This is a genomic window from Roseicella aerolata (genome assembly GCF_020523605.1).
Lineage (GTDB): Bacteria > Pseudomonadota > Alphaproteobacteria > Acetobacterales > Acetobacteraceae > Paracraurococcus > Paracraurococcus aerolatus.
Genome location: NZ_JAJAQI010000017.1, coordinates 20,733 through 46,627 on the forward strand (window position 1 = coordinate 20,733; position 25,895 = coordinate 46,627).

General features: G+C 71.8%; 24 protein-coding genes. 13 read left to right on the forward strand and 11 right to left on the reverse strand.

What is annotated here, in order from left to right:
- Nucleotides 1-40: 40 nt before the first annotated feature.
- Complete coding sequence (locus LHA35_RS12640; RefSeq protein WP_226608632.1) at nt 41-1,039, reverse strand: isopenicillin N synthase family dioxygenase; 999 nt, start codon at nt 1,037-1,039, stop codon at nt 41-43.
- A 152-nt stretch (nt 1,040-1,191) separates the two neighbouring features.
- Between LHA35_RS12640 and LHA35_RS12645 the strand changes: the two genes are divergently transcribed.
- Complete coding sequence (locus LHA35_RS12645) at nt 1,192-2,985, forward strand: ABC transporter transmembrane domain-containing protein (protein ID WP_226608633.1); 1,794 nt, start codon at nt 1,192-1,194, stop codon at nt 2,983-2,985.
- A 168-nt stretch (nt 2,986-3,153) separates the two neighbouring features.
- Here the strand turns inward: LHA35_RS12645 and LHA35_RS12650 are convergent, their stop codons facing one another.
- The 4 genes from LHA35_RS12650 to LHA35_RS12665 form a co-directional block, all read right to left on the reverse strand.
- Nucleotides 3,154-3,633 (reverse strand): CYTH domain-containing protein, encoded by a 480-nt coding sequence (locus LHA35_RS12650; RefSeq protein ID WP_226608634.1) that lies wholly within the window; start codon nt 3,631-3,633, stop codon nt 3,154-3,156.
- A gap of 17 nt (nt 3,634-3,650) precedes the next feature.
- Nucleotides 3,651-4,253, reverse strand: a complete 603-nt coding sequence (locus LHA35_RS12655) for a hypothetical protein (RefSeq protein ID WP_226608635.1) — start codon at nt 4,251-4,253, stop codon at nt 3,651-3,653.
- Between the two features lie 65 nt (nt 4,254-4,318).
- Nucleotides 4,319-5,182, reverse strand: coding sequence for an alpha/beta fold hydrolase (locus LHA35_RS12660; protein ID WP_226608636.1), 864 nt, complete (start codon nt 5,180-5,182; stop codon nt 4,319-4,321).
- Between the two features lie 303 nt (nt 5,183-5,485).
- Nucleotides 5,486-6,835 carry an MFS transporter gene (locus LHA35_RS12665; protein WP_226608637.1) on the reverse strand — a complete coding sequence of 450 codons (1,350 nt, stop codon included), beginning with the start codon at nt 6,833-6,835 and terminating at the stop codon, nt 5,486-5,488.
- A 598-nt stretch (nt 6,836-7,433) separates the two neighbouring features.
- Between LHA35_RS12665 and LHA35_RS12670 the strand changes: the two genes are divergently transcribed.
- The 6 genes from LHA35_RS12670 to LHA35_RS12695 all read left to right on the forward strand — a co-directional run bounded on the left by LHA35_RS12670 (nt 7,434) and on the right by LHA35_RS12695 (nt 13,131).
- A complete protein-coding gene (locus LHA35_RS12670; protein ID WP_226608719.1) occupies nt 7,434-7,667 on the forward strand; it encodes an exodeoxyribonuclease VII small subunit in 234 nt (77 codons plus the stop codon).
- Nucleotides 7,668-7,680: 13 nt separating this feature from the next.
- On the forward strand, nt 7,681-8,598 hold the full coding sequence (locus LHA35_RS12675) for a polyprenyl synthetase family protein (protein WP_226608638.1): 918 nt from the start codon (nt 7,681-7,683) through the stop codon (nt 8,596-8,598).
- Nucleotides 8,598-10,520 carry a 1-deoxy-D-xylulose-5-phosphate synthase gene (gene dxs / locus LHA35_RS12680; protein ID WP_226608639.1) on the forward strand — a complete coding sequence of 641 codons (1,923 nt, stop codon included), beginning with the start codon at nt 8,598-8,600 and terminating at the stop codon, nt 10,518-10,520. The genes LHA35_RS12675 and dxs overlap by 1 nt, the downstream gene beginning before the upstream one ends.
- 137 nt (nt 10,521-10,657) lie before the next feature.
- Complete coding sequence (locus LHA35_RS12685; protein ID WP_226608640.1) at nt 10,658-11,395, forward strand: TlyA family RNA methyltransferase; 738 nt, start codon at nt 10,658-10,660, stop codon at nt 11,393-11,395.
- A gap of 32 nt (nt 11,396-11,427) precedes the next feature.
- Nucleotides 11,428-11,895, forward strand: coding sequence for a PaaI family thioesterase (locus tag LHA35_RS12690; protein ID WP_226608641.1), 468 nt, complete (start codon nt 11,428-11,430; stop codon nt 11,893-11,895).
- A 33-nt stretch (nt 11,896-11,928) separates the two neighbouring features.
- On the forward strand, nt 11,929-13,131 hold the full coding sequence (locus LHA35_RS12695; protein WP_226608642.1) for an acetyl-CoA C-acyltransferase: 1,203 nt from the start codon (nt 11,929-11,931) through the stop codon (nt 13,129-13,131).
- A 112-nt stretch (nt 13,132-13,243) separates the two neighbouring features.
- Here the strand turns inward: LHA35_RS12695 and LHA35_RS12700 are convergent, their stop codons facing one another.
- Complete coding sequence (locus LHA35_RS12700; RefSeq protein ID WP_226608643.1) at nt 13,244-13,390, reverse strand: peptide chain release factor 1; 147 nt, start codon at nt 13,388-13,390, stop codon at nt 13,244-13,246.
- A 393-nt stretch (nt 13,391-13,783) separates the two neighbouring features.
- Entirely contained in the window at nt 13,784-14,989 is a 1,206-nt protein-coding gene (locus tag LHA35_RS12705) for a hypothetical protein (RefSeq protein WP_226608644.1), read from the reverse strand.
- A 180-nt stretch (nt 14,990-15,169) separates the two neighbouring features.
- Here LHA35_RS12705 and LHA35_RS12710 point away from each other — a divergent pair, with 180 nt between their 5' ends.
- Nucleotides 15,170-16,447: a M10 family metallopeptidase gene (locus LHA35_RS12710; RefSeq protein ID WP_226608645.1), complete on the forward strand. Its 1,278-nt coding sequence runs from the start codon at nt 15,170-15,172 to the stop codon at nt 16,445-16,447.
- 387 nt (nt 16,448-16,834) lie between these two features.
- Here LHA35_RS12710 and LHA35_RS12715 read toward each other — a convergent pair whose 3' ends face one another.
- From LHA35_RS12715 to fabI, 3 genes are all read right to left on the reverse strand, one after another.
- Complete coding sequence (locus LHA35_RS12715) at nt 16,835-17,272, reverse strand: VOC family protein (protein ID WP_226608646.1); 438 nt, start codon at nt 17,270-17,272, stop codon at nt 16,835-16,837.
- 300 nt (nt 17,273-17,572) lie between these two features.
- Nucleotides 17,573-18,676 (reverse strand): chorismate synthase, encoded by a 1,104-nt coding sequence (gene aroC / locus LHA35_RS12720; RefSeq protein WP_226608647.1) that lies wholly within the window; start codon nt 18,674-18,676, stop codon nt 17,573-17,575.
- A 26-nt stretch (nt 18,677-18,702) separates the two neighbouring features.
- Nucleotides 18,703-19,536 carry an enoyl-ACP reductase FabI gene (gene fabI / locus LHA35_RS12725; RefSeq protein WP_226608648.1) on the reverse strand — a complete coding sequence of 278 codons (834 nt, stop codon included), beginning with the start codon at nt 19,534-19,536 and terminating at the stop codon, nt 18,703-18,705.
- 105 nt (nt 19,537-19,641) lie between these two features.
- On the opposite strand from fabI, the gene pdxH reads away from it, so the two are divergent.
- From pdxH to LHA35_RS12740, 3 genes are all read left to right on the forward strand, one after another.
- A complete protein-coding gene (pdxH, locus tag LHA35_RS12730) occupies nt 19,642-20,253 on the forward strand; it encodes a pyridoxamine 5'-phosphate oxidase (protein ID WP_226608649.1) in 612 nt (203 codons plus the stop codon).
- Between the two features lie 79 nt (nt 20,254-20,332).
- The gene (locus LHA35_RS12735; protein WP_226608650.1) at nt 20,333-21,811 is read left to right on the forward strand and encodes a bifunctional aminoglycoside phosphotransferase/ATP-binding protein; all 1,479 of its coding nucleotides are present in this window, start codon (nt 20,333-20,335) and stop codon (nt 21,809-21,811) included.
- A 34-nt stretch (nt 21,812-21,845) separates the two neighbouring features.
- Nucleotides 21,846-22,724 carry a universal stress protein gene (locus LHA35_RS12740; RefSeq protein ID WP_226608651.1) on the forward strand — a complete coding sequence of 293 codons (879 nt, stop codon included), beginning with the start codon at nt 21,846-21,848 and terminating at the stop codon, nt 22,722-22,724.
- Between the two features lie 52 nt (nt 22,725-22,776).
- Here the strand turns inward: LHA35_RS12740 and LHA35_RS12745 are convergent, their stop codons facing one another.
- Nucleotides 22,777-23,574, reverse strand: a complete 798-nt coding sequence (locus tag LHA35_RS12745; protein WP_226608652.1) for a class I SAM-dependent methyltransferase — start codon at nt 23,572-23,574, stop codon at nt 22,777-22,779.
- A gap of 221 nt (nt 23,575-23,795) precedes the next feature.
- On the opposite strand from LHA35_RS12745, the gene LHA35_RS12750 reads away from it, so the two are divergent.
- Together LHA35_RS12750 and LHA35_RS12755 are read left to right on the forward strand one after the other, a co-directional pair.
- Nucleotides 23,796-24,506, forward strand: coding sequence for a pirin family protein (locus LHA35_RS12750; protein WP_226608653.1), 711 nt, complete (start codon nt 23,796-23,798; stop codon nt 24,504-24,506).
- Nucleotides 24,507-24,649: 143 nt separating this feature from the next.
- A complete protein-coding gene (locus LHA35_RS12755) occupies nt 24,650-25,702 on the forward strand; it encodes an Ldh family oxidoreductase (protein WP_226608654.1) in 1,053 nt (350 codons plus the stop codon).
- Nucleotides 25,703-25,895: the final 193 nt, after the last annotated feature.

The following is a 25,895-nucleotide window of genomic DNA, read 5'->3' on the forward strand; positions in this document are numbered from 1 at the left end:
CAGGCCGGGGCGGGCGTGGCGCGATCCGCCTGCCGCCCCGCTATGCCCCCTGCAACTCCACCCCGGCTGCCGAGCGGCCGCGCTGGTCGTAATTCGCCCCGGAATACTCCGTCATGAACTCCAGATAGGTGAAGGGGGGGTAGCGCGGCGGGTTGTCCGGCGTCACGCAGGTGGGGATCGGCGCCATGACCGCGTCGTAGGAGCAGTCCATGAAGAAGGGGATGGCATAGCGCTCCTGGCCCGAGCGGTTGGTGACGCGGTGCGGTGTCGCCAGGAAGACGTGGTTGGTCCAGCGCCGCAGCATCATGCCGCCATTGACCAGGAAGTGCCCCTCCAGCGCCGGGGCGTCGATCCAGCGCCCGTCCGGCAGGCGGATGGACAGGCCCGGCACCTTGTTCTGCGCCAGGATGGTCATGAAGGAGGTATCGGCATGCGGCGCCAGGCCCCATTCATCGGCCGGCGCCGTCGGCTCCTGCTGCGGGTAGTGGGTCATCCGCAGGGTGAACATCGGCTCGCGGAACTTGTCCTCGAACCAGTCATGCGGCAGGCCGAGGGCCGCGGCATAGATCGGCACCAGCCGCTTGCCGAGCGTCTCCAGGGCGCGGGCATAGTCCAGCGCGACCTCCCGGAAGCCCGGCAGGTCGGCCGGCCACTGGTTCACGCCGCGGAAGCGCTTGCCGGCCAGTACGTCCGGATGGTCCGGCGGCAATTCCCGCTTGAAGAACACCGCTTCATTGGCGTTCGGCTTCTTGACGCCATCCACCGCGTTCATGCGCGTGGTGTTGCCGCGGAAGGGGAGATAGCCCTGGTTGTGGTTGTTGAAGGGCATCGCCATCTTCGCCTCCAGCGGCTGCGCATGGAAGCGGGCCGCGGCGGCGAAGGCGGCCTCCACCAGCGCCTCGGGCACGCCGGTGTTGCGGACGAAGTAGAAGCCGATCTCGGTGAAGGCCCGGTGGAGCTGCGGCCCGAGCGCATCGAGGGCACCGGGATCGCCGCGCAGCAGCGGGGCGAGGTCGAGGACGGGGATCTCATCGGCCATGGGCGGGCTTCCCTTGCGTCGCAGCATGGCAGCCTAGGCGCGGATTCCGGGCACGCCAACCGCCGATCTGCCGCCCGTCCCGCGGTTGCCGGCAGGCGGCCCGGGGTCCAGCATCCGGCCCCCGAACAACCGAGGAGGCAGCCCGGCCCGGCATGAGCCCGCCCGACCAGACCACAGGCCCGGGCGCATCCGCCCCGGCCGTCGCGCGGCTGGCCGCGCTGCGCCGCCTGCTGCCCTATCTCCGGCCCTATCGCGGCCGCGTGGCGCTGGCGGCCATCGCCCTGCTGCTGGCGGCCGGTCTCGTGCTCGGCCTCGGCCAGGGCGTGCGGCACCTGGTGGATGAGGGCTTCGCCGCCGGCAGCGCCGCGGCGCTCGACCGCACCGCGCTGCTGCTCTTCGGCGTCGTCGCGGCGCTGGCCGCCGCCACCTGCGCCCGCTTCTGGCTGGTCTCCTGGCTCGGCGAACGGGTGGCGGGCGACCTGCGGCGGGAGGTCTTCGAGCATGTGCTCCGCCTCTCCCCCGCCTGGTTCGAGACGGCGCGGACCGGCGACATCCTCTCCCGCCTCACGGCCGATGTCACGCTGCTGCAGTCGCTGATCGGCTCCGCCATCTCCCAGGGGATCCGCAATGTCCTGACCGGCGCGGGCGCCTTCGGGATGCTGCTGGTGACCAGCCCGAAACTCGCCGGCATCGTCGCCCTGGTGGTGCCGCTGGTGGTCGCGCCGATGGTGCTGTTCGGCCGGCGGGAGAAGCGCCTGTCCCGCGCGGCGCAGGAGCGGATCGCCGATCTCGGCGACATGGCGGAGGAGGTGCTGGCCGGGCTGCGGACCGTGCAGGCCTTCACGCAGGAACCGGCGGCGCGCGCGCGCTTCGCCGGGCGGGTCGATGCCGCCGTCGCCGCGGCGGTGCGGCGGATCAACAGCCGCTCGCTGCTCATCCTGCTGGTCATCCTGCTCGGCTTCGGCGCCATCACCTTCAGCCTCTGGGTCGGCGGGCGCGACGTGGTGGCGGGGCGGATGACCGGCGGCGAGCTGGCGGCCTTCGTGCTCTACGCCGTCATGCTGGCGAGTTCCGGCGCCTCGCTGAGCGAGGTCTGGGGCGAGATCCAGCGGGCCGCCGGCGCCGCGGAGCGCATCTTCGACCTGCTGGCCGTGCCGCCCGGCATCGCCGCGCCGCCATCGCCGGCCGTATTGCCTTCACCGCCGCGCGGCCGCATCGCCTTCGAGGATATCCGCTTCGAATACCCGACGCGGCCGGGCCAGCCGGCGCTCGACGGCTTCTCCCTGCTGGTGGAGCCGGGCGAGACGGTGGCGCTGGTCGGCCCCTCCGGCGCCGGCAAGACCACCGTGCTGCAATTGCTGCTGCGCTTCTACGACCCGCAGGCGGGACGGGTCACGCTGGACGGCATCGACATCCGCGGCGTCGATCCGGCGGCGCTGCGGGCCCGGCTCGGCCTGGTGCCGCAGGACCCGGTCGTCTTCAGCGCCGATGCCTGGGAGAATATCCGCTTCGGCCGGCCGGCGGCGAGCGATGCGGCGGTGCGCGCGGCGGCGGAGGCGGCCGCGGCGGATGGCTTCCTGGATGCGCTGCCGCAGGGCTTCTCCACCTTCCTCGGCACCAAGGGCGTCATGCTCTCGGGCGGGCAGCGGCAGAGGCTGGCGATCGCGCGGGCCATCCTGCGCGACCCCGCGGTGCTGCTGCTGGACGAGGCGACCAGCGCGCTGGATGCGGAATCCGAGCAGGCGGTGCAGCAGGCGCTGACCATGGCCGCGCGCGGCCGCACCACGCTGGTGGTGGCGCACCGGCTGGCGACGGTGCGGCGCGCCGACCGCATCGTGGTGATGGAGGCGGGGCGCATCGTCGCCACCGGCACGCATGAGGCGCTGGTGCGGCAGGGTGGGCTCTATGGCCGGCTGGCGGCGCTGCAATTCGGCGCGGTGGCGTGATGGCGCCTGTACCGGGCGGCATGGGACCTGGCGCAAGACGTCCCGAGCTGCGGCCCGCGGAGCGGGCCGAGCACGCGCATGCGCGCCGCGGCCCATGCCGCGAAGCCAAGGCCCGGAGGGCCGCCGGCGTTCGAGGCAGGACATGCGCCAGCATGCCTGCGCGCTGTGTCACGCGCCCGGCGGCGCGCCGGCGCGGACGAGATTGTTGTTCTGATAGCGGGGATCGCCCGTCACCTCCCGGCCCACCCAGGCCGGCCGCTCGAAGGCCTGGTCGGCGGAGGCCAGCTCCACCTCCGCCAGCACCAGCCCGGCGAGGGGGCCGGCGAACTCGTCCACCTCCCAGACCAGCCCGCCATGGCCGACCCGGGTGCGGGTCTTCTCCAGGATGGGCGATGTGCAGAGGCCCGCGAGCATTGCCTCGGCATCCCCTGGCGGGATCGGATACTCGAATTCCGCCCGCGTCAGCAGGCCGGGGCCCTTGATGGTCAGGAAGCCCTGCTCCCCGGCGAGGCGCAGGCGCACCACCGGCGCCCCCGGCGCGCCGCCATTCGGCAGGTAGCCCTGCCGCAGCCGCAGGCCGGGGCCGAGCGCCGCCCGCCGCCAGCCATCGCCGGTGACCAGGAATTTGCGCTCGATCTCGCTCGGCATGGCGCCTTCCCTCCCGCTCAGGCGCGGATCCAGGTCTCGGAGAAGGCGAGCATCGCCGTGCTGATCCGCTGCCCCGCCACCTCCCGCGGCACCGGCTGGCCGGGCAGGGCGCGGCCGTCGATCTCGATGCTGGCGCCCTCGCAGCCGATGAAGAGGCTCGGCATATGGTGCCGGCCGGTGGCCGAGCGCTCCGGCGGGAAGGCGAAGCAGAAGGGCTTGCTGAGGCCGCGCCAGGTCAGCCGCACCGTCATGCCGCCGGCCCGCACCACCTCGGCATAGGTGCTGGCCGGGTCGCCTTCGGTGGCGACGCTGTCGAGCGCCTGGTAGCGCAGCCCGGCGAGGCCCGGCAGGTCGCGCCAGGCGCCGAAATGCGAGACGTATTCGGCCACCAGCCAGCGGGCCAGGGGCTCGTTGTCGGTCAGGCACAGATTGCCCGGCGCGCCGGATTGCTGCGGCGCTTCCAGCAGCACCAGCGCATGGCCCCGGCCATGCGGCGAGAGGACCACGCGGAAGAAGCTGGCCAACGCCGTGAAGGGCCCCTCCGGGTCGGTCTTCAGGGAAATGCCGGGATTCTCGCCCGACCATTCCACCTGTCCGGGAAAAAGGATCGTCTCCGCCATGGGCTGTTCCTCCTGCCGCGGCGGCATTCAGCCATGCGGCGGGCCGCCCGGCCAGCCCGGCCTGCTCAGGCCCCGGCGACGAAGCGGAGGATCTCGCCGAACAGCCGCTCCGGCGCATCGACCCGCATGGAATGGCTGGACTCCTCGACGATGACGAGGCGCGAGCCGGGGATCAGCGCATGGATCTCCTCGGAGAATTCCGGCGGGCAGATCCAGTCCAGCCGGCCGCCGAGGATGAGCGTGGGGGCGGTGATCCGCGCGAGGTCCGGCCGCAGGTCGAAGCGTCTCAGGAACCCGCCCGGGCGGAAGGCGCGGTTCAGCGCCTCCGGGCTGTGGATGGCGCGGGCGAGGCCGTCCTCGGCCTTGGCCGGGTCGTGCCTGGCGGCATAGAGCGGGCCCATGACGCGGTAGTAGCGCTTCAGCTCCGCCTCATCCTCGAAGCCGCCCTCCCAGACCTTGGCGCAGAGCGCCTGCTGCTCCGGCGTCCCGCGCTCGGCCAGGATCTGCTGGGCGCGCGGGATGAAGCCGCCATGCGCGGCGGTGACGACCAGCACGAGGTGGGAGACGCTGCCGGGGTAGCGCGCCGCATGCGCCATCGCCACCATGCCGCCATAGCTGGTGCCGATGGAGACGATCGGGCCGCAGCCGAGATGCTGCCGCAGCGCTTCCATGTCCTCCGCCGCCTCGTCGAGCGTCCAGCGCCCGGGGTCGCCGCGGCCGGAGCGCCCCTGGCCGCGATGGTCGAAATAGACCACCTGCAGGGCCTCGGTCAGCGCGGCGTAGCCGGGTTTGAAGCCGGTATGGTCGCCGCCCGGGCCGCCATGGATGGCGAAGGCCACCGGGCGTTCCCGCATGCGCGGCCCGTCGGGTACCAGGCCGGCGCCCTCGATGTCGAAATAGATCTCCGTGTCGCGGATCCGCGCGCGCATCGGCCCTGTCTCTCCGTTCCGTCGCGCGCATGGTCCATGCCCGGCCGCGGCCGGGCAAGACGGGCCGGGCGGGCGGGGCGGCCGGCGCCCCGCCCGCATCGCGTCATGCTGTCCCGCATAAATGCTGACACATTCATGCGGCCTCAGGCGGCAGCGCCGCCTCCTGCGGCTTGGCTGCGCGCCACAGGGCGCGGCGCCCCCGGTGCCCATGGAAGATGCCGGCCGCATCTTCCATGGGGGCCCGGCCATCCGGGCGCTCAGCCGCCTGCGGCGGCTGCAGGTCAGCCATCATGCGGTCTGGTATCAAATATGGATGCCGTCGAGGTCCTTGCCCGCATGCTCCGGGCTCCAGATCCAGACCACCGCCGCCTGCAGCAGCATGAAGACCGGGATGAGCAGGAAGGCGAGGTGGAAGCCGCCGGTCGCCTCGCGGATCCAGACCGAGACGAAGGGCCAGAGGACGTAGCCGATGAAGAAGGCCAGCGCCCAGGAGAAGCCGTTGCCGACGCCGCGGATGCGCGTGGGGTACATCTCCGCCGTATAGATCGTGGCCGGCCCCCAGACGCCGAGGAAGCCGATGCTCCAGAGCAGGCCATAGACCCAGAGGGCGGTCCGGCTTTCGGCATAGATCCAGAGCGTCAGGAACAGCGCGCCCTGCACCAGCATCAGCACGAAGCCGAGCCGCCGCCCGAACAGGTCGGAGATCCAGCCCGCGCCGGCGATGCCGACCACGCCGATCAGCCCCCAGGCGACGTAGAAGCTGCCGTATTCCGCGGCCGACCAGCCATGCGCCTCCCGCAGGAAGAGCGGCATCCAGAGCCCGACGGTCGAGAAGGCGATCAGGTTGGTGACGGCGACGAAGGTGGCCAGCATCGTGTTCCGCCGCATGTCCGGCAGGAAGAGCTGCCGCAGCCCGACCTTGTCCGCCTTGCCGAACCAGGTCCGGTCCTCCTCGGTGAGGGACTCGCCGGAGGCGATGGCGGCGCGGATGCGGCGCTTGCGGTCCGTGGTGCGCACCCAATAGGGCGATTCCGGGCACATGAAGCGGACATAGATCGCCAGCAGCGCCACGAGCGCCGGCAGGATGAAGGCGGAACGCCAGCCCCAGCTGTCCACCATCACGGCGGTGATGGTGCCGGCCAGCGCCGCCCCGACGCCCCAGGCCGCCCGGTTGGCGGAGACGATGCGGCCGCGCAGCCGGGCCGGCCAGGTCTCCGCCACCAGCATGGAGCCGATCGCCCATTCACCGTTCAGCGCGAAGCGCACGATGGCATAGGCCGCGACGAAGAAACCCCAGCTGGGCGACAGCGCCACCAGCGGCATCATCAGGGAGAACATGGCGATGTTGATCGCCAGCAGGTTGCGCCGGCCGAAGCGGTCCGCCAGCCAGGGCCAGAGATAGAGGCCGATGATGCCGACCAGCATCGCGATCTGCACGCCGCTGCGGTATTCCGGCAGGCTGACGGCGAATTCCGCCATCACCATCGGCGCGACCAGCGCGAAGATCGCGCCGTCCATGCCATCGAACCCCCAGCCCAGGCCGTTCGCCCAGGCGATATGCCAGTGGGTCCTGGTCAGCTTCTGCTGCTGCGCCGCATTGCGGTAGGCGGCGGAGCGGAGGTGCCGTGCCTCCAGCGGGCCGCCGGCAACCAAGGGTTGGTTTGCATCGCTCCCTATCTGTTCGCCAGCTAATTGATTGTCCGCAGGTGTGCCTATGGCGGTCGAGCTCATGGACCCTCTCCCTCATGGACCCGGCTGGCGCGTGTTCACGCCGGGCCGCGCGGTGGTCCGCGCTGGCCGATCCGTTCCTGCCGGGCGGTGTACCCCCGCCCTGGGGGAATGGTGCGACGGGAGCGTCAGCGGCCGCAACCTTGCCGTGCGATCAATCCACCCTCGCGCCGGATGCGCGAAGAAGGGGGCGCGCAGGGCGGGGCGCTGGCCCCGCAAGGCGCCGGGCGCCGCCGACCCCGGCCCGACTCGGCAGGGAGGGCGGTGGGATGCCGGTTCGCCGCAGGACGGCAGGGATCGCCGCCCGTGCCCGCCGGCGCCGGCGGCCCCCTGATTTTGCGGGGCTTCCCGGTGTCGCGCCGGCGCCACGCCGGGGCTCGTTGCGTGCCGGATCGAACCGGGCGGGCCTGGCGAGGTTTTGCCCTTGGCCTGCCGGATGTATGATGGCGTTTCGAGCCAGGAGACCCGGATGGGAGAGGGGCGGGGCCAGCCCGGCGCGCCGATGGGGGACAGGCCGGCGGAGATGCCGGCACGGCGGGAGCTTGCCTCCCTGTCCTTCGAGGACGCGCTGGCCGAGCTGGAAGAGATTGTGCGGTCGCTGGAGGGCGGGAAAGGCAGCCTCGCCCAGGCGATCGCGGATTATGAGCGCGGTTCCGCGCTGCGGCAGCATTGCGAGCGCAAGCTGGCCGAGGCCGAGGCGAAGGTGCAGGCCATCGTCGAGGGGCCCGGCGGCCCGACGCTGCGCGATGTCGAATGAGGTCTCCACACCGATGAGTACGACCACCGAAGCGCGCCCGCTCTCCCTGTCGCGCGCCATGGCGGAGGCCGCCGCCGAGATCGACCAGGCGCTCTCGGTCCTGCTGCCGCCCGAGGAAGGCGCCGAGGCGCCGCTCTATGCCGCCATGCGCTATGCCGCGATCGGCGGCGGCAAGCGGCTGCGCGGCTTCCTGGTGCTGGAGGGGGCGCGGCAGTTCAGCGTTTCCCGCCAGGCGGCGCTGCGCGTCGCCGCGGCGATCGAGATGATCCATGCCTATTCGCTGGTGCATGACGACCTGCCGGCGATGGACGATGACGACCTCCGCCGCGGCAAGCCGACGGTGCACAAGGCCTGGGACGAGGCGACCGCGATCCTCGCCGGCGATGCCCTGCAATGCCACGCCTTCACCGTGCTGGCCGAGGAGGACACGCATGCCGACCCGGCGGTGCGGGCCGAGCTGGTCCGCTGCCTCTCCCGCGCCGCCGGCCCGCGCGGCATGTGCGGCGGGCAGATGCTGGACATGCTGGCCGAGCGCGAGGGCGGCCGGCTGGACGAGGTGGCGATCGGCCGGCTGCAGACGCTGAAGACCGGCAAGCTGATCGAATTTTCGGCCGAGGCCGGCGCCGTCCTCGGCAAGGCGCCGCTCGCGCAGCGGCATGCCCTGCTGGCCTATGGCCGCGACCTCGGCGCCGCCTTCCAGATCGCCGACGACCTGCTGGATGCGACCGCCAGCGCCGAGGAAACCGGCAAGGCGACCGGCAAGGACGCCGCGGCCGGCAAGGCCACCCTGGTCGGCCTGCTGGGGGCGGAGCGCGCGCGGCTGCAGGCCGAGCGGCTGGTGGCCCAGGCCAAAGGCCACCTTGACGGCTTCGGGGAGAGGGGCGACCTCTTGCGGATGCTCGCAGATTTCACGATCGAGCGGAGGAGCTGATGTCCCCCACACCCTCCACTCCGCTCCTCGACCGGGTGCGCATTCCGGCCGATATGCGCAATTTCTCGACCGACCAGCTGAAGCAGCTGGCCGATGAGCTGCGCGCCGAGACGATCCATGCCGTCAGCCAGACCGGCGGACATCTCGGCGCCTCGCTCGGCGTGGTCGAGCTGACCGTTGCCGTCCATGCGGTGTTCGAGACGCCGCGCGACCGGCTGATCTGGGATGTCGGCCACCAGGCCTATCCGCACAAGATCCTGACCGGGCGGCGCGACCGCATCCGCACGCTCCGCCAGGGCGGCGGCCTTTCCGGCTTCACCCGGCGGTCCGAATCCGAATACGACCCCTTCGGCGCGGCGCATTCCAGCACCTCGATCTCCGCCGGCCTCGGCATGGCGGTCGCGCGCGACCTGAAGGGCGACAAGCGCAATGTCGTCGCCGTCATCGGCGACGGCGCGATGAGCGCGGGCATGGCCTATGAGGCCATGAACAATGCCGGCGCCGAGAAGTCGCGCCTGATCGTGGTGCTGAACGACAACGACATGTCGATCGCGCCGCCGGTCGGGGCGATGAGCGCCTATCTCTCGCGCGTGGTCTCCTCCCGCCCCTTCCTCTCGATCCGGGAGATGATGGCGAAGCTGGCGCGGCACTTCCCGGCGCCGCTCGAGCGCGCGGCCAAGCGCGCCGACGAATATGCCCGCGGGCTGCTGACCGGCGGCACGCTGTTCGAGGAGCTGGGCTTCTACTATGTCGGCCCGATCGACGGGCATGACCTGGAGCATCTGCTGCCGGTGCTGCGCAACCTGCGCGACACCGACCTGCAGGGGCCGGTGCTGCTGCATGTGGTGACCCAGAAGGGCAAGGGCTATGCCCCGGCCGAAGCCAGCGCCGACAAGTACCATGGCGTGGTCAAGTTCAACGTTATCACCGGCGAGCAGCAGAAGGCCCCGCCCGGCCCGCCGAGCTACACCAAGGTCTTCGCCAACGCGCTGATCGCCGAGGCGGAGGCGGATGACCGCATCGTGGCGATCAATGCCGCCATGCCCTCCGGCACCGGGCTCGACGCCTTCGCCAAGCGGTTCCCGAAGCGCAGCTTCGATGTCGGCATCGCCGAGCAGCATGCCGTCACCTTCGCCGCCGGCATGGCGACGGAGGGGATGAAGCCCTTCTGCGCGATCTATTCCACCTTCCTGCAGCGCGGCTACGATCAGGTGGTGCATGACGTGGTGCTGCAGAAGCTGCCCGTGCGCTTCGCCATGGACCGTGCCGGGCTGGTCGGAGCCGATGGCGCGACCCATGCCGGCAGCTTCGATATCGCCTATCTCGGCTGCCTGCCGGATATCGTGCTGATGGCCGCCTCGGACGAGGCGGAGCTGATGCATATGGTGGCGACCGCCGCGGCGCTCGACGACCGTCCCAGCGGCTTCCGCTACCCGCGCGGGGAGGGCTTCGGGGTCGAGCTGCCGAAGCGTGGCACGCCGCTCGAGATCGGCAAGGGCCGGATCGTGCGCGAAGGCACGTCGGTCGCCATCCTCTCCTACGGCGCGCGGCTGCGCGAATGCCTGAAGGCGGCGGATGAACTGGCGGCGCGCGGCCTGTCCACCACCGTCGCCGATGCCCGCTTCGCCAAGCCGCTGGATACCGCGCTGGTGGAGCGCCTGGCGCGCGAGCACGAGGTGCTGATCACCATCGAGGAAGGCTCGGTGGGCGGATTCGGCAGCTTCGTGCTGCAGCACCTGGCGCTGCGCGGGATGCTGGATGCCGGGCTGAAGGTGCGGCCGATGTGCCTGCCGGACCGCTTCATCGACCATGAAAGCCCAAAGAAGCAGTATGACGAGGCCGGGCTGAACGCGGCGCAGATCGTCGCCATGGCGGTCTCGGCGCTTGGCGCCGGCGCGGCGGCGCGGCCGGCGCGGGCCTAGGGCAGGGCGCCCTCCGCCGCTTGCGGGGCAGGGCCACCCGGCGCCGCCGATTGACCCCGACCCGTTCTTCGCCGGCGACACAGGCGGAGAGGAGACCACCCACCGAGGGTCGTCCGATGGCAGCACAGGACGGGCGCGTGACGAAGATCCGGGCGGACCAGGCCCTGGTGGATCGCGGCCTGGTCGAGAGCCGCACCCGCGCGCAGGCGCTGATCCTCGCCGGCAAGATCTATTCCGGCGAGCAGCGGATCGAGAAGGCCGGGCAGCAGATCGCCGAGAGCCTGCCGCTGGAGGTGCGCGGCCAGGACCATCCCTGGGTCTCCCGCGGCGGCGTCAAGCTGGCCCATGCCATCGCGCATTTCGGCCTCTCGCCCAAGGGCCGCGTCTGCCTCGATGTCGGTGCCTCGACCGGCGGCTTCACCGATGTGCTGCTGCACCATGGCGCGGCGAAGGTCTATGCCGTGGATGTCGGCCATGGCCAGCTTGCCTGGAGGCTCCGCAACGATCCGCGGGTGGTGGTGATGGAACGGGTGAACGCCCGCTACCTCGATGCCACCCAGGTGCCGGAGGCGCCGGGCGTCCTGGTCTGCGATGCCAGCTTCATCGGCCTGCAGACGGTGCTGCCGCTGCCGCTCGGGCTCTGCGCGCCCGGCGCCTGGGCGGTCGCGCTGATCAAGCCGCAATTCGAGGTGGGGCCGGCCATCGCCAAGGGCGGGGTGGTACGGGACGCGCATGTGCATCGCGCGGTCTGCCACCGCATCGCGGAGTGGTGGGCCGGGCTGCCGGGCTGGCGGGTGATCGGCGTCGAGCCCAGCCCGATCCTCGGGCCGGAGGGCAACCGGGAGTTCCTGATCGCGGCCGAGAAGCCCGCCTGACGCCCCGGGCCGGGGCGGCTATACCCGCAGCCATGAACGATATCGCGCCCCCCGAAGCCCGCCTCCCCGACCTGAAGGTGAGTGACGTGATCGCGCCGGAGCTGAAGGCCGCCGGCTGGAAGCCGGTGCCGGCCAAGGACTACCCGGCCATGATCGGCCCCTTCCTCGCCCGCCGCGCCGGCGAGGGATGGGAATACGCCTTCCTGCCGGAGCAGCGGCACCTCAATATCGGCGGCGTCGTCCATGGCGGCATGCTGATGAGCTTCATGGACGACGTGCTGGGCATGACGGTGTGGGAGGCGGCCGGCCGCAAGCCCGTCACCACCGTGCAGCTCAACCACCACTTCATCGCCCCCGGCCGGCTGGGCGAGCTGGTGGTGGGGCGCGGCGAGGTGCTGCGGGCGACCCGCAGCGTCGTCTTCATCCGCGGCACGCTGAGCGCGGGCGGCCGCACGCTGGTGCATGGCGACGGGGTGTGGAAGATCCTCGGCAGCAACTGATGCCGTGACCGAGTCCAGGAGGAGGAAACGACCATGCGAAGTGCCGTCATCGTCTCGACCGCACGCACGCCGATCGGGCGCGCCTATCGCGGCGCCTTCAACGACACCCAGGCCCAGGCGCTGGGCGGCCATGTCATCGCCGCCGCGGTGCAGCGCGCGAAGCTCGACCCCGCCGAGGTCGAGGACGTGGTCATGGGCGCCGCCCTGCAGCAGGGCAGCCAGGGCAGCAATTTCGCCCGGCAATGCGCCCTGCGGGCCGGCCTGCCGCATACCGTCCCCGGCATGTCGCTGGACCGGCAATGCTCCTCCGGCCTCATGGCCATCGCCACCGCCGCCAAGCAGGTGATCGTGGACGGGCAGCAGGTCGCGGTGGGCGGCGGCCTCGAATCCATCTCGCTCGTGCAGAACGAGAAGGTGAACCGCCACCGCACGCGCGACCCCTGGCTCGAGCAGCATGTGCCGCAGCTCTACATGACCATGCTGGAGACGGCGGAGATCGTCGCCGACCGCTATGGCATCAGCCGGGAGGCGCAGGACGAATACGCCCTGCAATCGCAGCAGCGCACCGCCGCCGCCCAGGCCGCCGGCCGGTTCGAGCAGGAGATCGTGCCGCTGCCCTCCGTCATGGCGGTGCAGGACAAGACCACCGGCGAGATCACCCGCAAGGAGGTGACGCTGACCAAGGACGAGGGCAACCGCGCCGACACGACGCTGGAGGGCCTCGCCTCCCTCAAGCCGGTCTTCAAGGACGGCCAGCGGGTGAAGGAGGGGCGGTTCATCACCGCCGGCAACGCGTCCCAGCTCTCGGACGGCGCCTCGGCCTGCGTGGTGATGGAGGAGCAGGAGGCGTCCCGCCGCGGCCTGCAGCCCTTGGGGATCTATCGCGGCATGGCGGTGGCCGGCACCGATCCGGACGAGATGGGCATCGGCCCGGTCTTCGCGATTCCGAAGCTGCTGAAGCAGCATGGCCTCAAGATCGACGACATTGGCCTCTGGGAGCTGAACGAGGCCTTCGCCTGCCAGGTGCTCTATTGCCGCGACAAGCTCGGCATACCGAATGAGCGGCTGAACGTGGATGGCGGCGCCATCTCGATCGGCCATCCCTATGGGATGAGCGGCGCGCGGATGACCGGCCATGCGCTGATCGAGGGCAAGCGGCGCGGCGTGAAATACGTGGTGATCACGATGTGCATCGGCGGCGGCCAGGGCGCCGCGGGGCTGTTCGAGGTCGCCTGATCCCGGGCGCCCTCCCCCGCCTGGCGGGGGAGGGCCGAAGGGGGGCTGAGGCAAGGCCGGTGCCGCGCCCCCCAGCCTGGCCCTCCCTCCTCAGCGGGGGGAGGGGGCAGGATCAGGGCCGCGTGGCAGCGCTGCCCGGCTCCTGCGTGCTGATCTCGGCCAGCAGCGCCCAGACCCGGTCCGGATCCATGCGGATCTCCGGGTCGTTCAGCAGCCGGTCCAGTTCGGCAAGCTTGGCCTGGAACTCACGCTCGGTCATGCAACGCCGTCTCCCGGTTCAGCCGCACCAGCCTGCGGCGATCTACGAAGCTGCGGGGAAACGTGCTTGCAACACGCCGGTTGCCTCGGGGTGACCGCATTGGTGTCAGCCCGGCCGGCATCGGCCCTGGCGCATGACCTGCGCCAGCATGCCATGTGCCAGGTAACCCTAACCGTCTCACACCAGCCGGCGTAAATCCGACTTGCAGCCGCCATCAGCGGCTGAGGCCGTGCAGCCGAAACGCAGCAGGCGGCGCCGACGCCTGAGGCCGCGCAAATGTGTCAGCATTGATGCGCGACGGTATCAGGACTCTGCGGGCGCTTTCGTCGCACGCTCACGCGCGGCGCCAGTCTACCGCACAACGAATACGGGGCCCCGCCGCGTGGAGGTTTATCAGACCGAGGACAGGATGGCCGGCGCGAGGCCCGGATGCTTGGCCGCGGCATGGCCGGGGTTGCGGAAGCGCAGCTCGCCCTCGGGCGCCGCATCCGGCGCGCCGAACATCTCGAAGCGGGAGGCGCAGGAGACCGCCACCACCCGCCGCGCCGGCGGCGTCGTCAGGAAGCGGCGCACCGCCCCCTCCAGCTCCAGCTGCTCGCCGCGCAGCACCTGCCAGTCCAGCCGGTCGAGATCCTCGAGGAAGACGGCGAGGATACCGGGATGCCGGCCGGTGAGGCGGCCCTCCGCCGCCAGCGTCGCGCGCCGGCAGACCGCGGCGGCGATCGCGTTCTCCCGCCCCGCCCGGGCCGCCATGGCAAAGACGCTGCCGCTGCCCTTCCCGGTGGTCACGGCCAGATGCGCCTCCGGCCCGAATTGCGCCCGCAGCCGCGCCGGCAGGCCGCCCGGCATGTCCTGCGCCTGGGCGCCGGCTAGCATCAGCGGGTCGAGCTTCAGCACCGCCTGGGCGCCGGCATCCTGGCGCTTCTCCTCGGCCAGCAGGGCGGTGATCCGGCGCTGCAGCCCGGCCAGTTGGTCGGGGCCGGACAGCCCTTCCGGCAGGGTCATCTTCAGCAGGTAGCGGCCGGGATGGGCGGCCAGCCAGGTCTGCAATTCCGGATTGATGGCATCGACCAGCGCCCACCAGTCGCCGCGCGGCACGGGGCGGCCTTCCTCGGCCGAGACGGTCTCGCACGCCACCTCGGCCACGGCACCGCCGCGCTCGATCCGCAGGTCGTAGGGCGCCTCCTCGGCCAGGCCGTCGAAATGCACCGCGAAGCCGCGGCCACGCAGCAGGCTCGCCGTCCGCAGCAGGTGGAAGAGCGGGATCAGCGTCTCCTCCCCGCTGAGGCCGCCCAGCAGCCGGTCCTGCAACCGGGCGCGGGCGGCGGCCGGCAGGCTCTCGGCCAGGGCGACGGCGTCGCGGGCCAGGGCGCAGAGGCGGCGCTCGGCCGGGCCGGCCTTGGCCGCCGCCTTGCGGTCGCACAGCCGGGCCAGGGCGAGTTCCAGCGCATAGCGCTGCTGCGCCGCGCGGCCGCTGAGCGAGCCGGGATGCGCCCGTTGCCCGAGATCCGCGACGCGGGAATGCCAGGGCCCTTCACCGCACAGGGCGACGAAGGCATCGAGGGCAGGCGGTTCCGGCTGCGGATCGGCGAACGGCATGGTCTCGTCTCGCGCTCCTTCTTACCAGTGTGTTTCCCGCGCCACGCCCGGCCCCGTCAAGGGTGCAACCGTCCGGCCGGTGCAGTACTATGGTATACAATTCGCGGACGGCGCTGCCGCGCCGCCGCCTGAGGACACAGGGGGACGCATGACCGATGCCGCCAATCGGACCGACGCCGCATGACTGAGCTGAAGGATGTGGCGCCGCTGCTGCAGATCAATGAGCTGGCCGGGGAAAGGGCGCGCTGGAATTTCAAGGATGCCAAGGGATCGCCGCCGGACGAGCCGGGCGGCATCGGCAATTCCGCGACGGTGACCTACAGCTTCATGGCGGCGCGGCCGGATTATGAATCCGCGGCCGACCATCCGGGCTTCCGCGCCTTCGATGCCGCCCTGCAGGAGGCGGCGCGGCAGGCGCTGGCGAATTGGGAAGCGGTCGCCAACATTAAATTCAAGGAAGTGTCCGATACGGGGGAAGGCGGCGCGATCCGCTTCGGCCGGAGCGAAATGGAGTCCGGCGGGCTGAGCTGGTTCCCGGATTTCGACATCACCCTGGGTGATGACGGGCGGATCGCCACGGTCAAGCCAACGAAACGTGCCGGCGATGTCTGGCTCTCCACCGCCCCGAATCTCGACGACCAGGCGGCGGGCCGCTACGGCCCCTTCACGCTGGTGCACGAGATCGGCCATGCGATCGGTCTGAAGCACCCCTTCGAGGGCGAGGCCTCCCTGCCGGAGGGCGAGACGACCTATGCCGAGACCATCATGGCCTACACCGCCCCGCCGAACTACCGGGTGGTGGCGGTCGAGGGGACGCCGGAGTCCTACAAATGGACGGTCACCAACCTCTACCCCGCGGTGCCGACGCCGAAGGACATCGCGGCGGTCCAGTACCTCTATGGCGCCAACAAGGCGACCAATGCCGGCGATACGACCTATGCCTGGGAGCCGGGTGAGCGCTTCCTGACGACCATCTGGGATGGCGGCGGCCGGGATGTGATCGATGCCGGCAACCAGGTGCTGCCCAATGTCATCGACCTGCGGGAAGGCAAGGCCAGCAGCATCGGCCTGCGTCTGACCGAGGCGGAGCGCCGGGCGGAACTGCCGGACTGGGCCAAGGCCGCACCGTCACCCACCTATGACGGGCGGGACAATCTCTGGATCGCCCATGGCGTCACCATCGAGAATGCGGTGGGCGGTTCGGACAACGACCTGCTGATCGGCAATGCATCCGCCAACCGCCTGGAAGGCGGCGCGGGCGACGACACGCTGCGGGGCGGCGATGGCCGGGATACCGCCGTGCTGCCCGGCAAGCGGCACGACACGGTGCTGGTGCCGCGGCTGGACGGCAAGTGGGAAGCGATGGGGCCGGGCGGCCATGACCTGTTGGAGGAGATCGAGGTAGTACGGTTCGAGGACGGCGCCGTGTGCCTGACCTCCACCGACTGGGCGGTCTGAGGACGCTCTACGCGGCAGGGCCACCCGTTCGTTGCGCGCCAGGCTGGCATCGCGCCTGAGCTTGCGACGCCAGCACCCGCGGAGTCCTGAGGCGGCTGGGGGCACCAACGGCCCCGATCATTGATCCCTGTGGCGGGGGTGCCAGCCCGCGCTGGACCGCTTCCGCGGCCCGCCGCAGGCGCGGCGCTCCTGCCCGGATCGGTCAAGCATCAGGGCCTCTCCCTGCCCCGACGGATCGCGGCCGGACCTCGGCGCAACCTGCCGGGGCGTGCAGAGGTCCGGGGGCGGCCAAAGGCCGGCCTTTCCGGGCCGGCCGGCAATCCGGCCCTGGCACGGCGGACCGGCGCCAGGAAAAGGGCGTGGCGCCCGCCACGTCCCCCGCGGCGGTCAGCCCTGCTGCGGATCGGCGCCGGGCTTCGCGGAATGGTCCTGGTGGACCTCCACGACATTGCCCTCGGGGTCGTGGAAGAAGATCTGCTCCCAGCCATTCATGGCCCAGGCGCCGTAATCCGCGAAGGGAATGCCCTTCTCCGTCAGGCGCCGCTTGAAGGCGGCGAGGTCGTCGGTCCGGAAGGCGATATGGCCCCGCTCCAGCGGGTTGATCGCCTTCCCGGTGCGGAAGCCGACGCCGAGATCCCGCTCCGCCAGGTGCAACTGCGTGGTGCCGTCGGTGACGAAGGCGACCTTGCCGGCATAGCCCGTGGCGGTCACCCGTGCCTCCGCGAGCGAGGGCTCCGGATCCAGGTCGAGCACGGTGCGGTAGAATTCCGCCATTGCCGGCACGTCGGTCGAGCAGAAATTCACGTGGTGCAGCTTGATCTTCATGCTGGTGTTCCTCCCCCCGCCGGCCGGACATGGCTGCGGTTTGCGGACGCGCGCCATGATCCGATGGCGGTCGTCGGACAAGCTTAGGGCGGATCGGGCAGGGGATCGAAGGCCATCCGCGAGACGGCGCGAATCAAACCGGCGGCGGGGAGGACGCCCTCATGCCTGGCTCGTGAGATGCTGACGCATGTCCTGCCTCCGCCGGCGGCCCTCCGGGCCTTGGCTGCGCGGCATGGGTCGCGGCGCGCCTTCGCCCGGCCCGCTCCGCGGGCCGCAGGTCGGGAGGTCACGAGCCAGGTGTCAGTTCCGCGGCAGCCGGGCCTCGCCCGGCGCATCCGGGTTCTGCGCGCGGTGCCGCAGCAGGTGGTCGGCCAGCACCAGGGCCAGCATCGCTTCCCCCACCGGGACGGCGCGGATGCCGACGCAGGGATCGTGCCGTCCCTTGGTCAGCACCTCCACCTCCTGCCCGAAGCGGTCCACCGACTTTCGCGGCGTCAGGATGGAGGAGGTGGGCTTCACCGCGAAGCGGGCGATGATGGGCTGGCCGGTGGAGATGCCGCCGAGGATGCCGCCGGCATGGTTGTCGCCGAAGAGCACGCGGCCATCCGGGCCCATGCGCATCTCGTCGGCATTGCTCTCGCCCGAGAGTGCGGCGGCGGCGAAGCCCTCGCCGATCTCGACGCCCTTCACCGCATTGATGCCCATCAGCCCTGCCGCGATATCGGCATCGAGCTTGCCGTAGATCGGCGCGCCGAGGCCGGGGGGCACGCCCTCCGCCACCACCTCGATGACGGCGCCGAGAGAGGAGCCGGATTTCCGCGCCTCGGTCAGCATCGCCTCCCAGCGCGCGGCGGCGGCGCGGTCCGGGCACCAGAAGGCGTTCTCCTCCACCGCCGCCCAGTCCCAGGCGGCGCGGTCGATCCGGTCCGGCCCCATCTGCACCAGGGCGCCGCGGATGGTGACACCCTCCAGCACCTTGCGGGCCACCGCGCCGGCGGCGACGCGCATCGCGGTCTCCCGCGCGCTGGAGCGGCCGCCCCCGCGATAGTCCCGGATGCCGTATTTCAGGTCGTAGGTCAGGTCCGCATGGCCGGGGCGGTAGCGGTCCTTGATCTCCCCGTAATCCTTGCTGCGCTGGTCGGTGTTCTCGATCAGCAGCGCAATGGGGGTGCCGGTCGTCTGGCCCTCGAAGACGCCGGAGAGGATGCGGACCCGGTCCGGCTCCTGCCGCTGCGTCACGAATTTGCTCTGGCCGGGACGGCGGCGGTCGAGGAAGGGCTGGATATCGGCCTCGGTCAGCGCCAGGCGGGGCGGGCAGCCATCGACCACGCAGCCGATGGCCGGGCCGTGGCTCTCGCCCCAGGTGGTGATGCGGAAGAGGTGGCCGAAGCTGTTGTGGGACATGGATGGGCCTCAGCCTGCCGGCCTGCTCAGACCGTGCTGATATCCGGCGCGTCCACCGCCTTCATGCCGACCACATGGAAGCCGCTGTCCACATGGTGCACCTCTCCGGTGACGCCGGAGGAGAGGTCGCTCAGCAGGTAGAGGCCCGCGCCGCCCACCTCCTCGATGGTCACGTTGCGCTTCAGCGGGCTGTTGTACTGGTTCCACTTCAGGATGTAGCGGAAATCGCCGATGCCGCTGGCCGCCAGCGTCCGGATCGGCCCGGCCGAGATCGCGTTCACCCGGATGCCCTGGCCGCCGAGATCCACCGCCATGTAGCGCACGCTCGCCTCCAGCGCCGCCTTGGCCACGCCCATCACGTTGTAGTGCGGCGTGACGCGCTCGGCGCCCAGATAGCTCATGGTCAGCAGCGATCCGCCATTGGTCATCAGCGGCACCGCCCGCTGGCTGACCGAGACGAAGGAATAGGCCGAGATGTCGAGCGCCTGCAGGAAGACGTCGCGCGGCGTGTCCAGGTAGCGGCCGCGGAGATACTCCTTGTTGGCGAAGCCGATGGCATGGACCAGGAAGTCCATCCGGCCCCATGTCTGCTGGATCGCGGCGAAGGCGGCGTCCACGCTGGCATCGTCCGTCACGTCGCAGGGCAGGACGAGGGAGGAGCCGACGCTCTCGGCCAGCGGCCGCACGCGCTTCTCCAGCGCCTCCCCCTGATAGGTGAAGGCGAGTTGCGCGCCCTGGGCGGCAACGGCGCGGGCGATGCCCCAGGCGATGGAGCGGTCATTCGCCACGCCCATGATGAGCCCGCGCTTGCCGGCCATCAGCGTGCCGGTGGGGGCGTCTGCGAGGGGCGCGTCTGACATTCTGGGCAGGGACCGGCTTGTTGCGAAGGGGCTGGCGTGGTGGCACACCCCCGACCGCCGGGCAAGGGGTTCCGGCCGCACGCCTTGTGACCCGGGATTTCCGCCATGGACAGCACCGCCGAGGATCCGATCGCCCGCTTCGAGTCCTGGATGGCGGAAGCGGCGAAAACCGAGCCGAACGATCCGAATGCCGTCTGCCTGGCGACCGCGACGCCGGATGGCCGCCCCTCCGCCCGCATGGTGCTGCTGAAGGGCGTCGATCCGCGTGGCTTCGTCTTCTACACCAATCTCGAAAGCCGGAAGGGCCAGGAGCTGCTGGCCAACCCGCAGGCGGCGCTCTGCTTCCACTGGAAGAGCCTGCAGCGCAGCATCCGCGTGGAGGGACCGGTCGAGCAGGTCCCGGAGGCGGAGGCGGATGCCTATTACGCCTCCCGCGCCCGCGGCTCCCGCATCGGCGCCTGGGCCAGCCGGCAGTCGCGGCCGCTGGAGGGGCGCTGGGCGCTGGAGAAGGCGGTCGCGGAATACACGCTGAAATTCGGCATCGGCGAGATCCCGCGCCCGCCGCACTGGTCCGGCTTCCGCCTTCTGCCGCAGCGGATCGAGTTCTGGCGCGACATGCCCTTCCGCCTGCATGACCGGCAGGTCTTCCACCGGGTCGCCGCAAGCGGCGCCGGCGATGCCCCCGCGGGCTGGCGCATCGAGGCGCTCTACCCGTGAGGTCGCGCCGGAGGCGCGCGGGAGACCTGCAGCGCCGGAGGCGCGCGAGCGCTTCGCCTGGCCGCAGGCGCGCCGGCGCATGATGCCGGCGGAGCAGGCCGGGGCCGCGGCGCTGCTCCGGCACCTCGCCGGCGCCGAGCCGATCGAGACGCATGTCTCCGCCGTCTTCGTCGGGCCGGACACCGCCTTCAAGCTGAAGAAGGCGGTCGCGCTCGGCTTCCTCGACTTCTCGACGCTGGCGGCGCGGGAGCGCTTCCTGCGGCGGGAGCTGGAGATCAACCAGCCGGCCGCGCCGGCGCTCTACCGGGATGTGGTGCCGGTGACGCGCGCGCCGGACGGCAGGCTTGCGCTCGGCGGGGAGCGGGAGGTGGTGGACTGGGTGCTGCGCATGGCGCCCGTCCCGCCGGAGGATTTCCTGGATGCCGTCGCGGCGCGGGGCGGGCTGGACGGGTCGGTGCTCGATGCCATCGCCGATGCCGCCTTCGCCCTGCATGCCGCGCTGCCGCCGGTGCCGGGCCTCGATGCGCCGGCCGAGCTTGGCCGGGTCCTGGCGGGCAACCGGCAGGCGGCGCTGGCCGCCGGCCTGCCGCCGGCGCGCGTCGCGGCGCTGGCCGCGGCGGCGGAGGCCACGCTGGCGCGCCTGGCGCCCCTGCTGGCGGCGCGCGCCGCCGCCGGGCGGGTGCGCCGCTGCCATGGCGACCTGCATCTCGGCAATCTCTGCCTGCTGGAAGGGCGCGTGACGCCCTTCGACGCGCTGGAATTCGACGAGGCGCTGGCGACCATCGACACCGGCTACGACCTCGCCTTCCTGCTCATGGATCTCGACCACCGGGTCGGCCGCGCCGCGGCGAACCGGGTGCTGAACCGCTATGTCGCCCGCAGCGGCGATGCCGGGCTGACGGCGGCGCTGCCCGTCTGGCTGTCCATGCGCGCCCTGATCCGCGCGCATGTCCTCTCCAGGGCGAAGGGGCCCGGGTCGGGCCTGCCCTACCTCGCGCGGGCCGAGGCGATGCTGGCGCCGCCGCCGCCCCGGCTGGTGGCGGTCGGCGGGTTGCAGGGCACGGGCAAGTCGCGCCTGGCCCGCGGCCTCGCGCCCGGGATCGGCGCCGCGCCCGGCGCGCTGGTGCTCCGCAGCGACGAGATCCGCAAGCGCCAGGCCGGCTGCGCGCCGGAGCAGCGGCTGCCCGCCGCCGCCTATACGCCGGAAGCGAGCATGGCGGTCTTCCGCGAACTGACCGACCTGGCGGCCGAGGCGCTGCACGGCGGCCATGCCGTGATCGCCGATGCCGCCTTCCTCCGGCCCGAGGAGCGCGCGGCGATCGAGGCGGCGCGCGGCGGTGCGCCCTTCACCGGCTTCTGGCTGGAGGCGCCGCCGGAGGTGCTGCGCGCCCGGGTCGCGGCGCGGCGCGGCGATGCCTCGGATGCCGATGTGGCGGTGCTGGCGGCGGCGGCCGCGCGCGATCCCGGCCCCATCACCTGGCAGCGAGTGGATGCGGCCACGGACCCTCTGCCTGCCGTCCGTAACGCTCTGGGCTTGAACCCGGACGATCCCTGCTAGACATTCCTGCCATGCGCCCCTGGGGAGACGCGCCATGGCCTATCGACGCCTGCTTCTGCCGCTGACCGGCACCGCCGCCGGGGAGGCCGCGCTCGCCACCGCGCTGATGGTGGCGCGCATCTGGAATGCGCATGTCCACTGCCTGCATGTGCGGGTGGATGCGCGGGACGTGGCCCCGCTGGCCGGGGAGGGCCTCTCGGGCGCCATGATCGAGGAAATGATGGCCGCGACCGAGCGTGAGAGCGGGGAGCGCGCCAACCGCGTGCGCGCCCTGTTCGAGCGCTTCACCGGCCATGCCGGCGGCGTGACGATGGCCAACAGCGCCGAGACCGCGCTGAAGACGGATGGGCCTACCCTCTCCTTCGAGAGCATCGCGGGGCGGGAGGAGGATGTGGTCGCGCAGCAGTCCCGCCTCTACGACCTGGCGGTGGTGCCGCACCCGGAGGCGGATGAGGATGTCTCCTCCTCCGACGCGCTGCATGCCGTGCTCTTTGATTCCGGCCGTCCCGTGCTGATCGCGCCGCGCGAGGCGCCGGCCACCATCGGCACCCGTGTCTGCTGCGCCTGGAACGGCTCGGCCGAGAGCGCGGCGGCGATCGCGGCCAGCCTGCCCTGGCTGCACCGCGCGAATGCCGTGCGGCTGCTCTATGCCGATGAGTACCAGCGGCGCGGTCCGGGCGTGGAGGGCATCCGCAGCTACCTCCGCTGGCACGAGATCGAGGCCGAGCCGGTGCTGTTCAAGCCGCTGACCAAGGATGTCGGCGCCGGGCTGCTCGGCGCGGCGCGGGACTTCCGGGCAGACCTGCTCTGCATGGGCGCCTACAGCCATTCGCGGCTGCGGCAACTGATCCTCGGCGGCGTGACCCGGCATGTGCTGGAGAACAGCGACATGCCGGTGCTGATGTGCCGCTAGGATCGCAACCGGCATCCGGGGCCGCGCCGGGCCGCGGAGCCGGCTCCGCGGCTCAGCGGCGCCGGCCGACCACCACCAGGTAGTCGCGGGGCATCGTGATGCCCATCGGGGTGCGGTGCGCCTCGTGGAAGGCGAGGAAGTCGCGCTTCAGCGCCTCCTTCCGGTCGGTGTTCTGCAGCAGCATCCTGGTCGGGCCGTAGCCGGTGCTGAAGAGCTGCCAGACCGCCTCCGCATCCGGCATGCGCAGCACCGTGGTGCCCGTCTCGATCTGCAACTCGAAGGCGTCGCCGAGCAGTTCCCGCAGCCGCGCCTCGCGCCCCCATTCGAAGGGGGAGGGCGGCGGCGGGCCGGGCGGCGGCGGCATGTAGGGCCGCATCACCTGGAACACGCCGGCGATGGCGCCGTCCGGCGGCCAGGTGGTCAGGCCGATCCGCCCGCCCGGACGGCAGAGCCGCGCCAACTCGCTGGCCACCGCCTCCGGCCGGCTGGCGAACATCACGCCGCAGGTCGAGGTGATGACGTCGAAGCCGGCATCGGGAAGCTCCATCGCCTCGGCATCGCCGACCCGGAAGTCGATCCGCAAATTGGCCTGCTCGGCCAGGCGCCGCGCCGCCTCGATCACGCCGGCGCCGATATCGAGGCCGGTGACCTTCGCGCCCTTCTGCGCCAGGCGGCGCGCGGTCCAGCCGGTGCCGGTGGCGAGGTCGAGCGCGCGTTCGCCCGGCCGGATGTCGAGCCGGTTGAGCAGATGCTCGATGGAATCGGCGATGGATTCGCTGATCCTGTCGTAGTCGGCACCGCCCGACCCCCAGGTCGCGGCCGCCTTCTCGTTATGGGGCTGGATGGCCATGGTGCTCTCCCTTCGGCCTGACCTTCCGGCCGGCCGCGACGGGACAGTGCTCCAGGCGTGGTTCCATCGCCATCACAGGGCCGTGCCGGCGGTCCGGCCTGTGATCATCCGCACGAATGACAGGGATTGGGGGTACCGATGGGACAATCCGGGCGCTGCCGCCTATCTCCCTGGGCGAAGGGCCGCCCCCCCGGCGGCCCATCCCTCCCTGGAGTGTGCCGATGATCGATGTCCGTCCCTTCAAGACCCTCGGCGGCGCCAACCACGGTTGGCTGAACGCCAGGCATCACTTCTCCTTCGCCGGCTACCACGACCCCGCCCGGATGAACTGGGGCCGGCTGCGCGTCTGGAACGATGACGAGATCGCCGCCGGCACCGGCTTCGACCCGCACCCGCACCGCGACATGGAGATCATCACCTATGTCCGGGAAGGCGCCATCACCCATCGCGACAGCCTGGGCAATGAGGGCCGGACCGAGGCGGGCGACGTGCAGGTCATGTCCGCCGGCACCGGCGTGGTGCACAGCGAGTATAACCTGGAGCCGGAGACGACGACGCTCTTCCAGATCTGGATCATCCCGGACCGCCGCGGCGTGGCGCCGAACTGGGGCGCGAAGCAGTTCCCCAAGGCCGCCCGCGAGGCGGGGTTCGAGGTGCTGGCCAGCGGCCGGCCGCAGGACGAGGGCACCGGCGCCCTGCCGCTGAACGTCAACGGCGCGGTGCTGGCGGCCACGCTGAAGGCCGGCCAGACGCTGCGCCAGCCGCTCGCCGAGGGCCGCGCCGCCTATCTGGTGCCCGCCCGGGGCGCGGTGACGGTGAACGGCGTCGCGCTCCACGCCCGCGACGGCGCCGGCATCGTGGACGAGCCGGCCATCGAGATCACCGCCAGCGAGGATGCCGAGCTGGTGCTGGTCGAGGTGGCGAAGGAGTAGCCCGCCCGCGATCGTCCGGGGCGCCTGCGCCCCGGGCGTGAATCGCCGGCGCAAACCATGGGGGGTGCGGTGCCGGGCCGCGCCCCCTTCCACGCCCAGCGCTTTGGCGCGACCCTGCCCGCCACGGGAAGCGGGAGGAACCGATGCCGAAGGTCCAGGCGGAGCAACTGCGAAAGATCGGCCGCGCGCTGCTGATGGCAAACGGCGTGCCGGAGGCGGAGGCGGCCACCGTCGCCCGCCATGTCGTCAACGCCAACTTGGCGGGACATGACAGCCACGGCGTCATCATGCTGCCGAACTACATCGAGCGCGTGCGGGTCGGCCACATCCTCCCCGGCGCGCCCTTCACCATCGTGCAGGAGAGCCCGACCACCACCGTCGTGGACGGCAATTGGGGCTTCGGCTACGTCATCAACGAGCGCGCGATGGCGCTGACCATCGAGAAGGCCGAGAAGAACAACATCGCGGCCTGCACGGTCTTCCGCCAGGGCCATGTCGGGCGGCTGGCCAGCTACCCGCTGATGGCCGCCGAGGCCGGCATGATCGGCATGGCCTGGGCGGATTCCGGCCGCTCCCCCAAGGGCGTCGCCCCCTTCGGCGGGCGGGAGGCGCGGCTCGGCACCAATCCCTGGGCCATCGCCGTGCCCTCCGACCTCGACGGTCCCTTCTGCATGGACTTCGCCACCTCGGCGGTGGCCATGGGCAAGGTGAAGCTGGCCGAGGCGCGCGGGCAGGAGATCCCGCGCGGCTGGGTGGTGGATTCCGAGGGCGAGCTGACCACCGACCCCGCCAAGCTGAAGGGCGGCGCGCTGCTGCCGCTCGGCGGCCCGGGGGAGGGCTACAAGGGCACCGCGCTCGCCGCCATGGGCGAGGTCTTCTGCGGCATCCTCACCGGCCTCGGCTTCGGGGTGGAGCCGAGCGGGCGGCACAATGACGGCTGCTTCCTCATCGCCATCAAGGTCGAGGCCTTCCGCCCGCTGCTGGCCTTCCGCAGGGAGGTCGCGGATTTCGCCCACTACCTGAAGGACACGCCGCCGGCGAAGGGCAGCAGCGGCGTGCTCTACCCGGGCGAGGTTGAGCACCGGGCGGAGCGGCAGCGCGCCGCCGAGGGCATCGAGATCGAGGAGGCCACCTGGGCGAAGCTCGCGGCCCTGGCCAAGGAGGGCGGGATCGCGGGTGAACTCGGCCTCGGCTGAAGGGGAGTTCCCGGGCAGACTCCGCCCTCCCGGACCCACCCGACAGGCCAGGCCCTGGCCTGGACCGGTGTGAGCCTGCCCGCTGAACCTGCCGGCCCAGGCCGGGTCCAGGGGCGTGATGCCTGGCGCATGGAGCCTCGACCTGCGGCGCGGAGCCAAGGCCCGGAGGGCCGCCCGCGGAGGCCGGAGATGC

Excerpts from the sequence above, each read along its gene's own strand:
- LHA35_RS12690 (WP_226608641.1), top strand. The coding sequence starts at position 11,428 with ATGAACGATATCGCGCCCCCCGAAGCCCGCCTCCCCGACCTGAAGGTG.
- LHA35_RS12745 (WP_226608652.1), bottom strand. The coding sequence starts at position 23,574 with ATGGCCATCCAGCCCCATAACGAGAAGGCGGCCGCGACCTGGGGGTCG.
- LHA35_RS12750 (WP_226608653.1), top strand. The coding sequence starts at position 23,796 with ATGATCGATGTCCGTCCCTTCAAGACCCTCGGCGGCGCCAACCACGGT.
- LHA35_RS12700 (WP_226608643.1), bottom strand. The coding sequence starts at position 13,390 with ATGACCGAGCGTGAGTTCCAGGCCAAGCTTGCCGAACTGGACCGGCTG.
- LHA35_RS12715 (WP_226608646.1), bottom strand. The coding sequence starts at position 17,272 with ATGAAGATCAAGCTGCACCACGTGAATTTCTGCTCGACCGACGTGCCG.
- pdxH (WP_226608649.1), top strand. The coding sequence starts at position 19,642 with ATGGACAGCACCGCCGAGGATCCGATCGCCCGCTTCGAGTCCTGGATG.
- LHA35_RS12640 (WP_226608632.1), bottom strand. The coding sequence starts at position 1,039 with ATGGCCGATGAGATCCCCGTCCTCGACCTCGCCCCGCTGCTGCGCGGC.
- LHA35_RS12670 (WP_226608719.1), top strand. The coding sequence starts at position 7,434 with ATGCCGGCACGGCGGGAGCTTGCCTCCCTGTCCTTCGAGGACGCGCTG.
- LHA35_RS12655 (WP_226608635.1), bottom strand. The coding sequence starts at position 4,253 with ATGGCGGAGACGATCCTTTTTCCCGGACAGGTGGAATGGTCGGGCGAG.
- LHA35_RS12740 (WP_226608651.1), top strand. The coding sequence starts at position 21,846 with ATGGCCTATCGACGCCTGCTTCTGCCGCTGACCGGCACCGCCGCCGGG.
- LHA35_RS12695 (WP_226608642.1), top strand. The coding sequence starts at position 11,929 with ATGCGAAGTGCCGTCATCGTCTCGACCGCACGCACGCCGATCGGGCGC.
- fabI (WP_226608648.1), bottom strand. The coding sequence starts at position 19,536 with ATGTCAGACGCGCCCCTCGCAGACGCCCCCACCGGCACGCTGATGGCC.
- LHA35_RS12735 (WP_226608650.1), top strand. The coding sequence starts at position 20,333 with ATGATGCCGGCGGAGCAGGCCGGGGCCGCGGCGCTGCTCCGGCACCTC.
- dxs (WP_226608639.1), top strand. The coding sequence starts at position 8,598 with ATGTCCCCCACACCCTCCACTCCGCTCCTCGACCGGGTGCGCATTCCG.
- LHA35_RS12710 (WP_226608645.1), top strand. The coding sequence starts at position 15,170 with ATGACTGAGCTGAAGGATGTGGCGCCGCTGCTGCAGATCAATGAGCTG.
- LHA35_RS12645 (WP_226608633.1), top strand. The coding sequence starts at position 1,192 with ATGAGCCCGCCCGACCAGACCACAGGCCCGGGCGCATCCGCCCCGGCC.
- LHA35_RS12705 (WP_226608644.1), bottom strand. The coding sequence starts at position 14,989 with ATGCCGTTCGCCGATCCGCAGCCGGAACCGCCTGCCCTCGATGCCTTC.
- aroC (WP_226608647.1), bottom strand. The coding sequence starts at position 18,676 with ATGTCCCACAACAGCTTCGGCCACCTCTTCCGCATCACCACCTGGGGC.
- LHA35_RS12650 (WP_226608634.1), bottom strand. The coding sequence starts at position 3,633 with ATGCCGAGCGAGATCGAGCGCAAATTCCTGGTCACCGGCGATGGCTGG.
- LHA35_RS12660 (WP_226608636.1), bottom strand. The coding sequence starts at position 5,182 with ATGCGCGCGCGGATCCGCGACACGGAGATCTATTTCGACATCGAGGGC.
- LHA35_RS12675 (WP_226608638.1), top strand. The coding sequence starts at position 7,681 with ATGAGTACGACCACCGAAGCGCGCCCGCTCTCCCTGTCGCGCGCCATG.
- LHA35_RS12755 (WP_226608654.1), top strand. The coding sequence starts at position 24,650 with ATGCCGAAGGTCCAGGCGGAGCAACTGCGAAAGATCGGCCGCGCGCTG.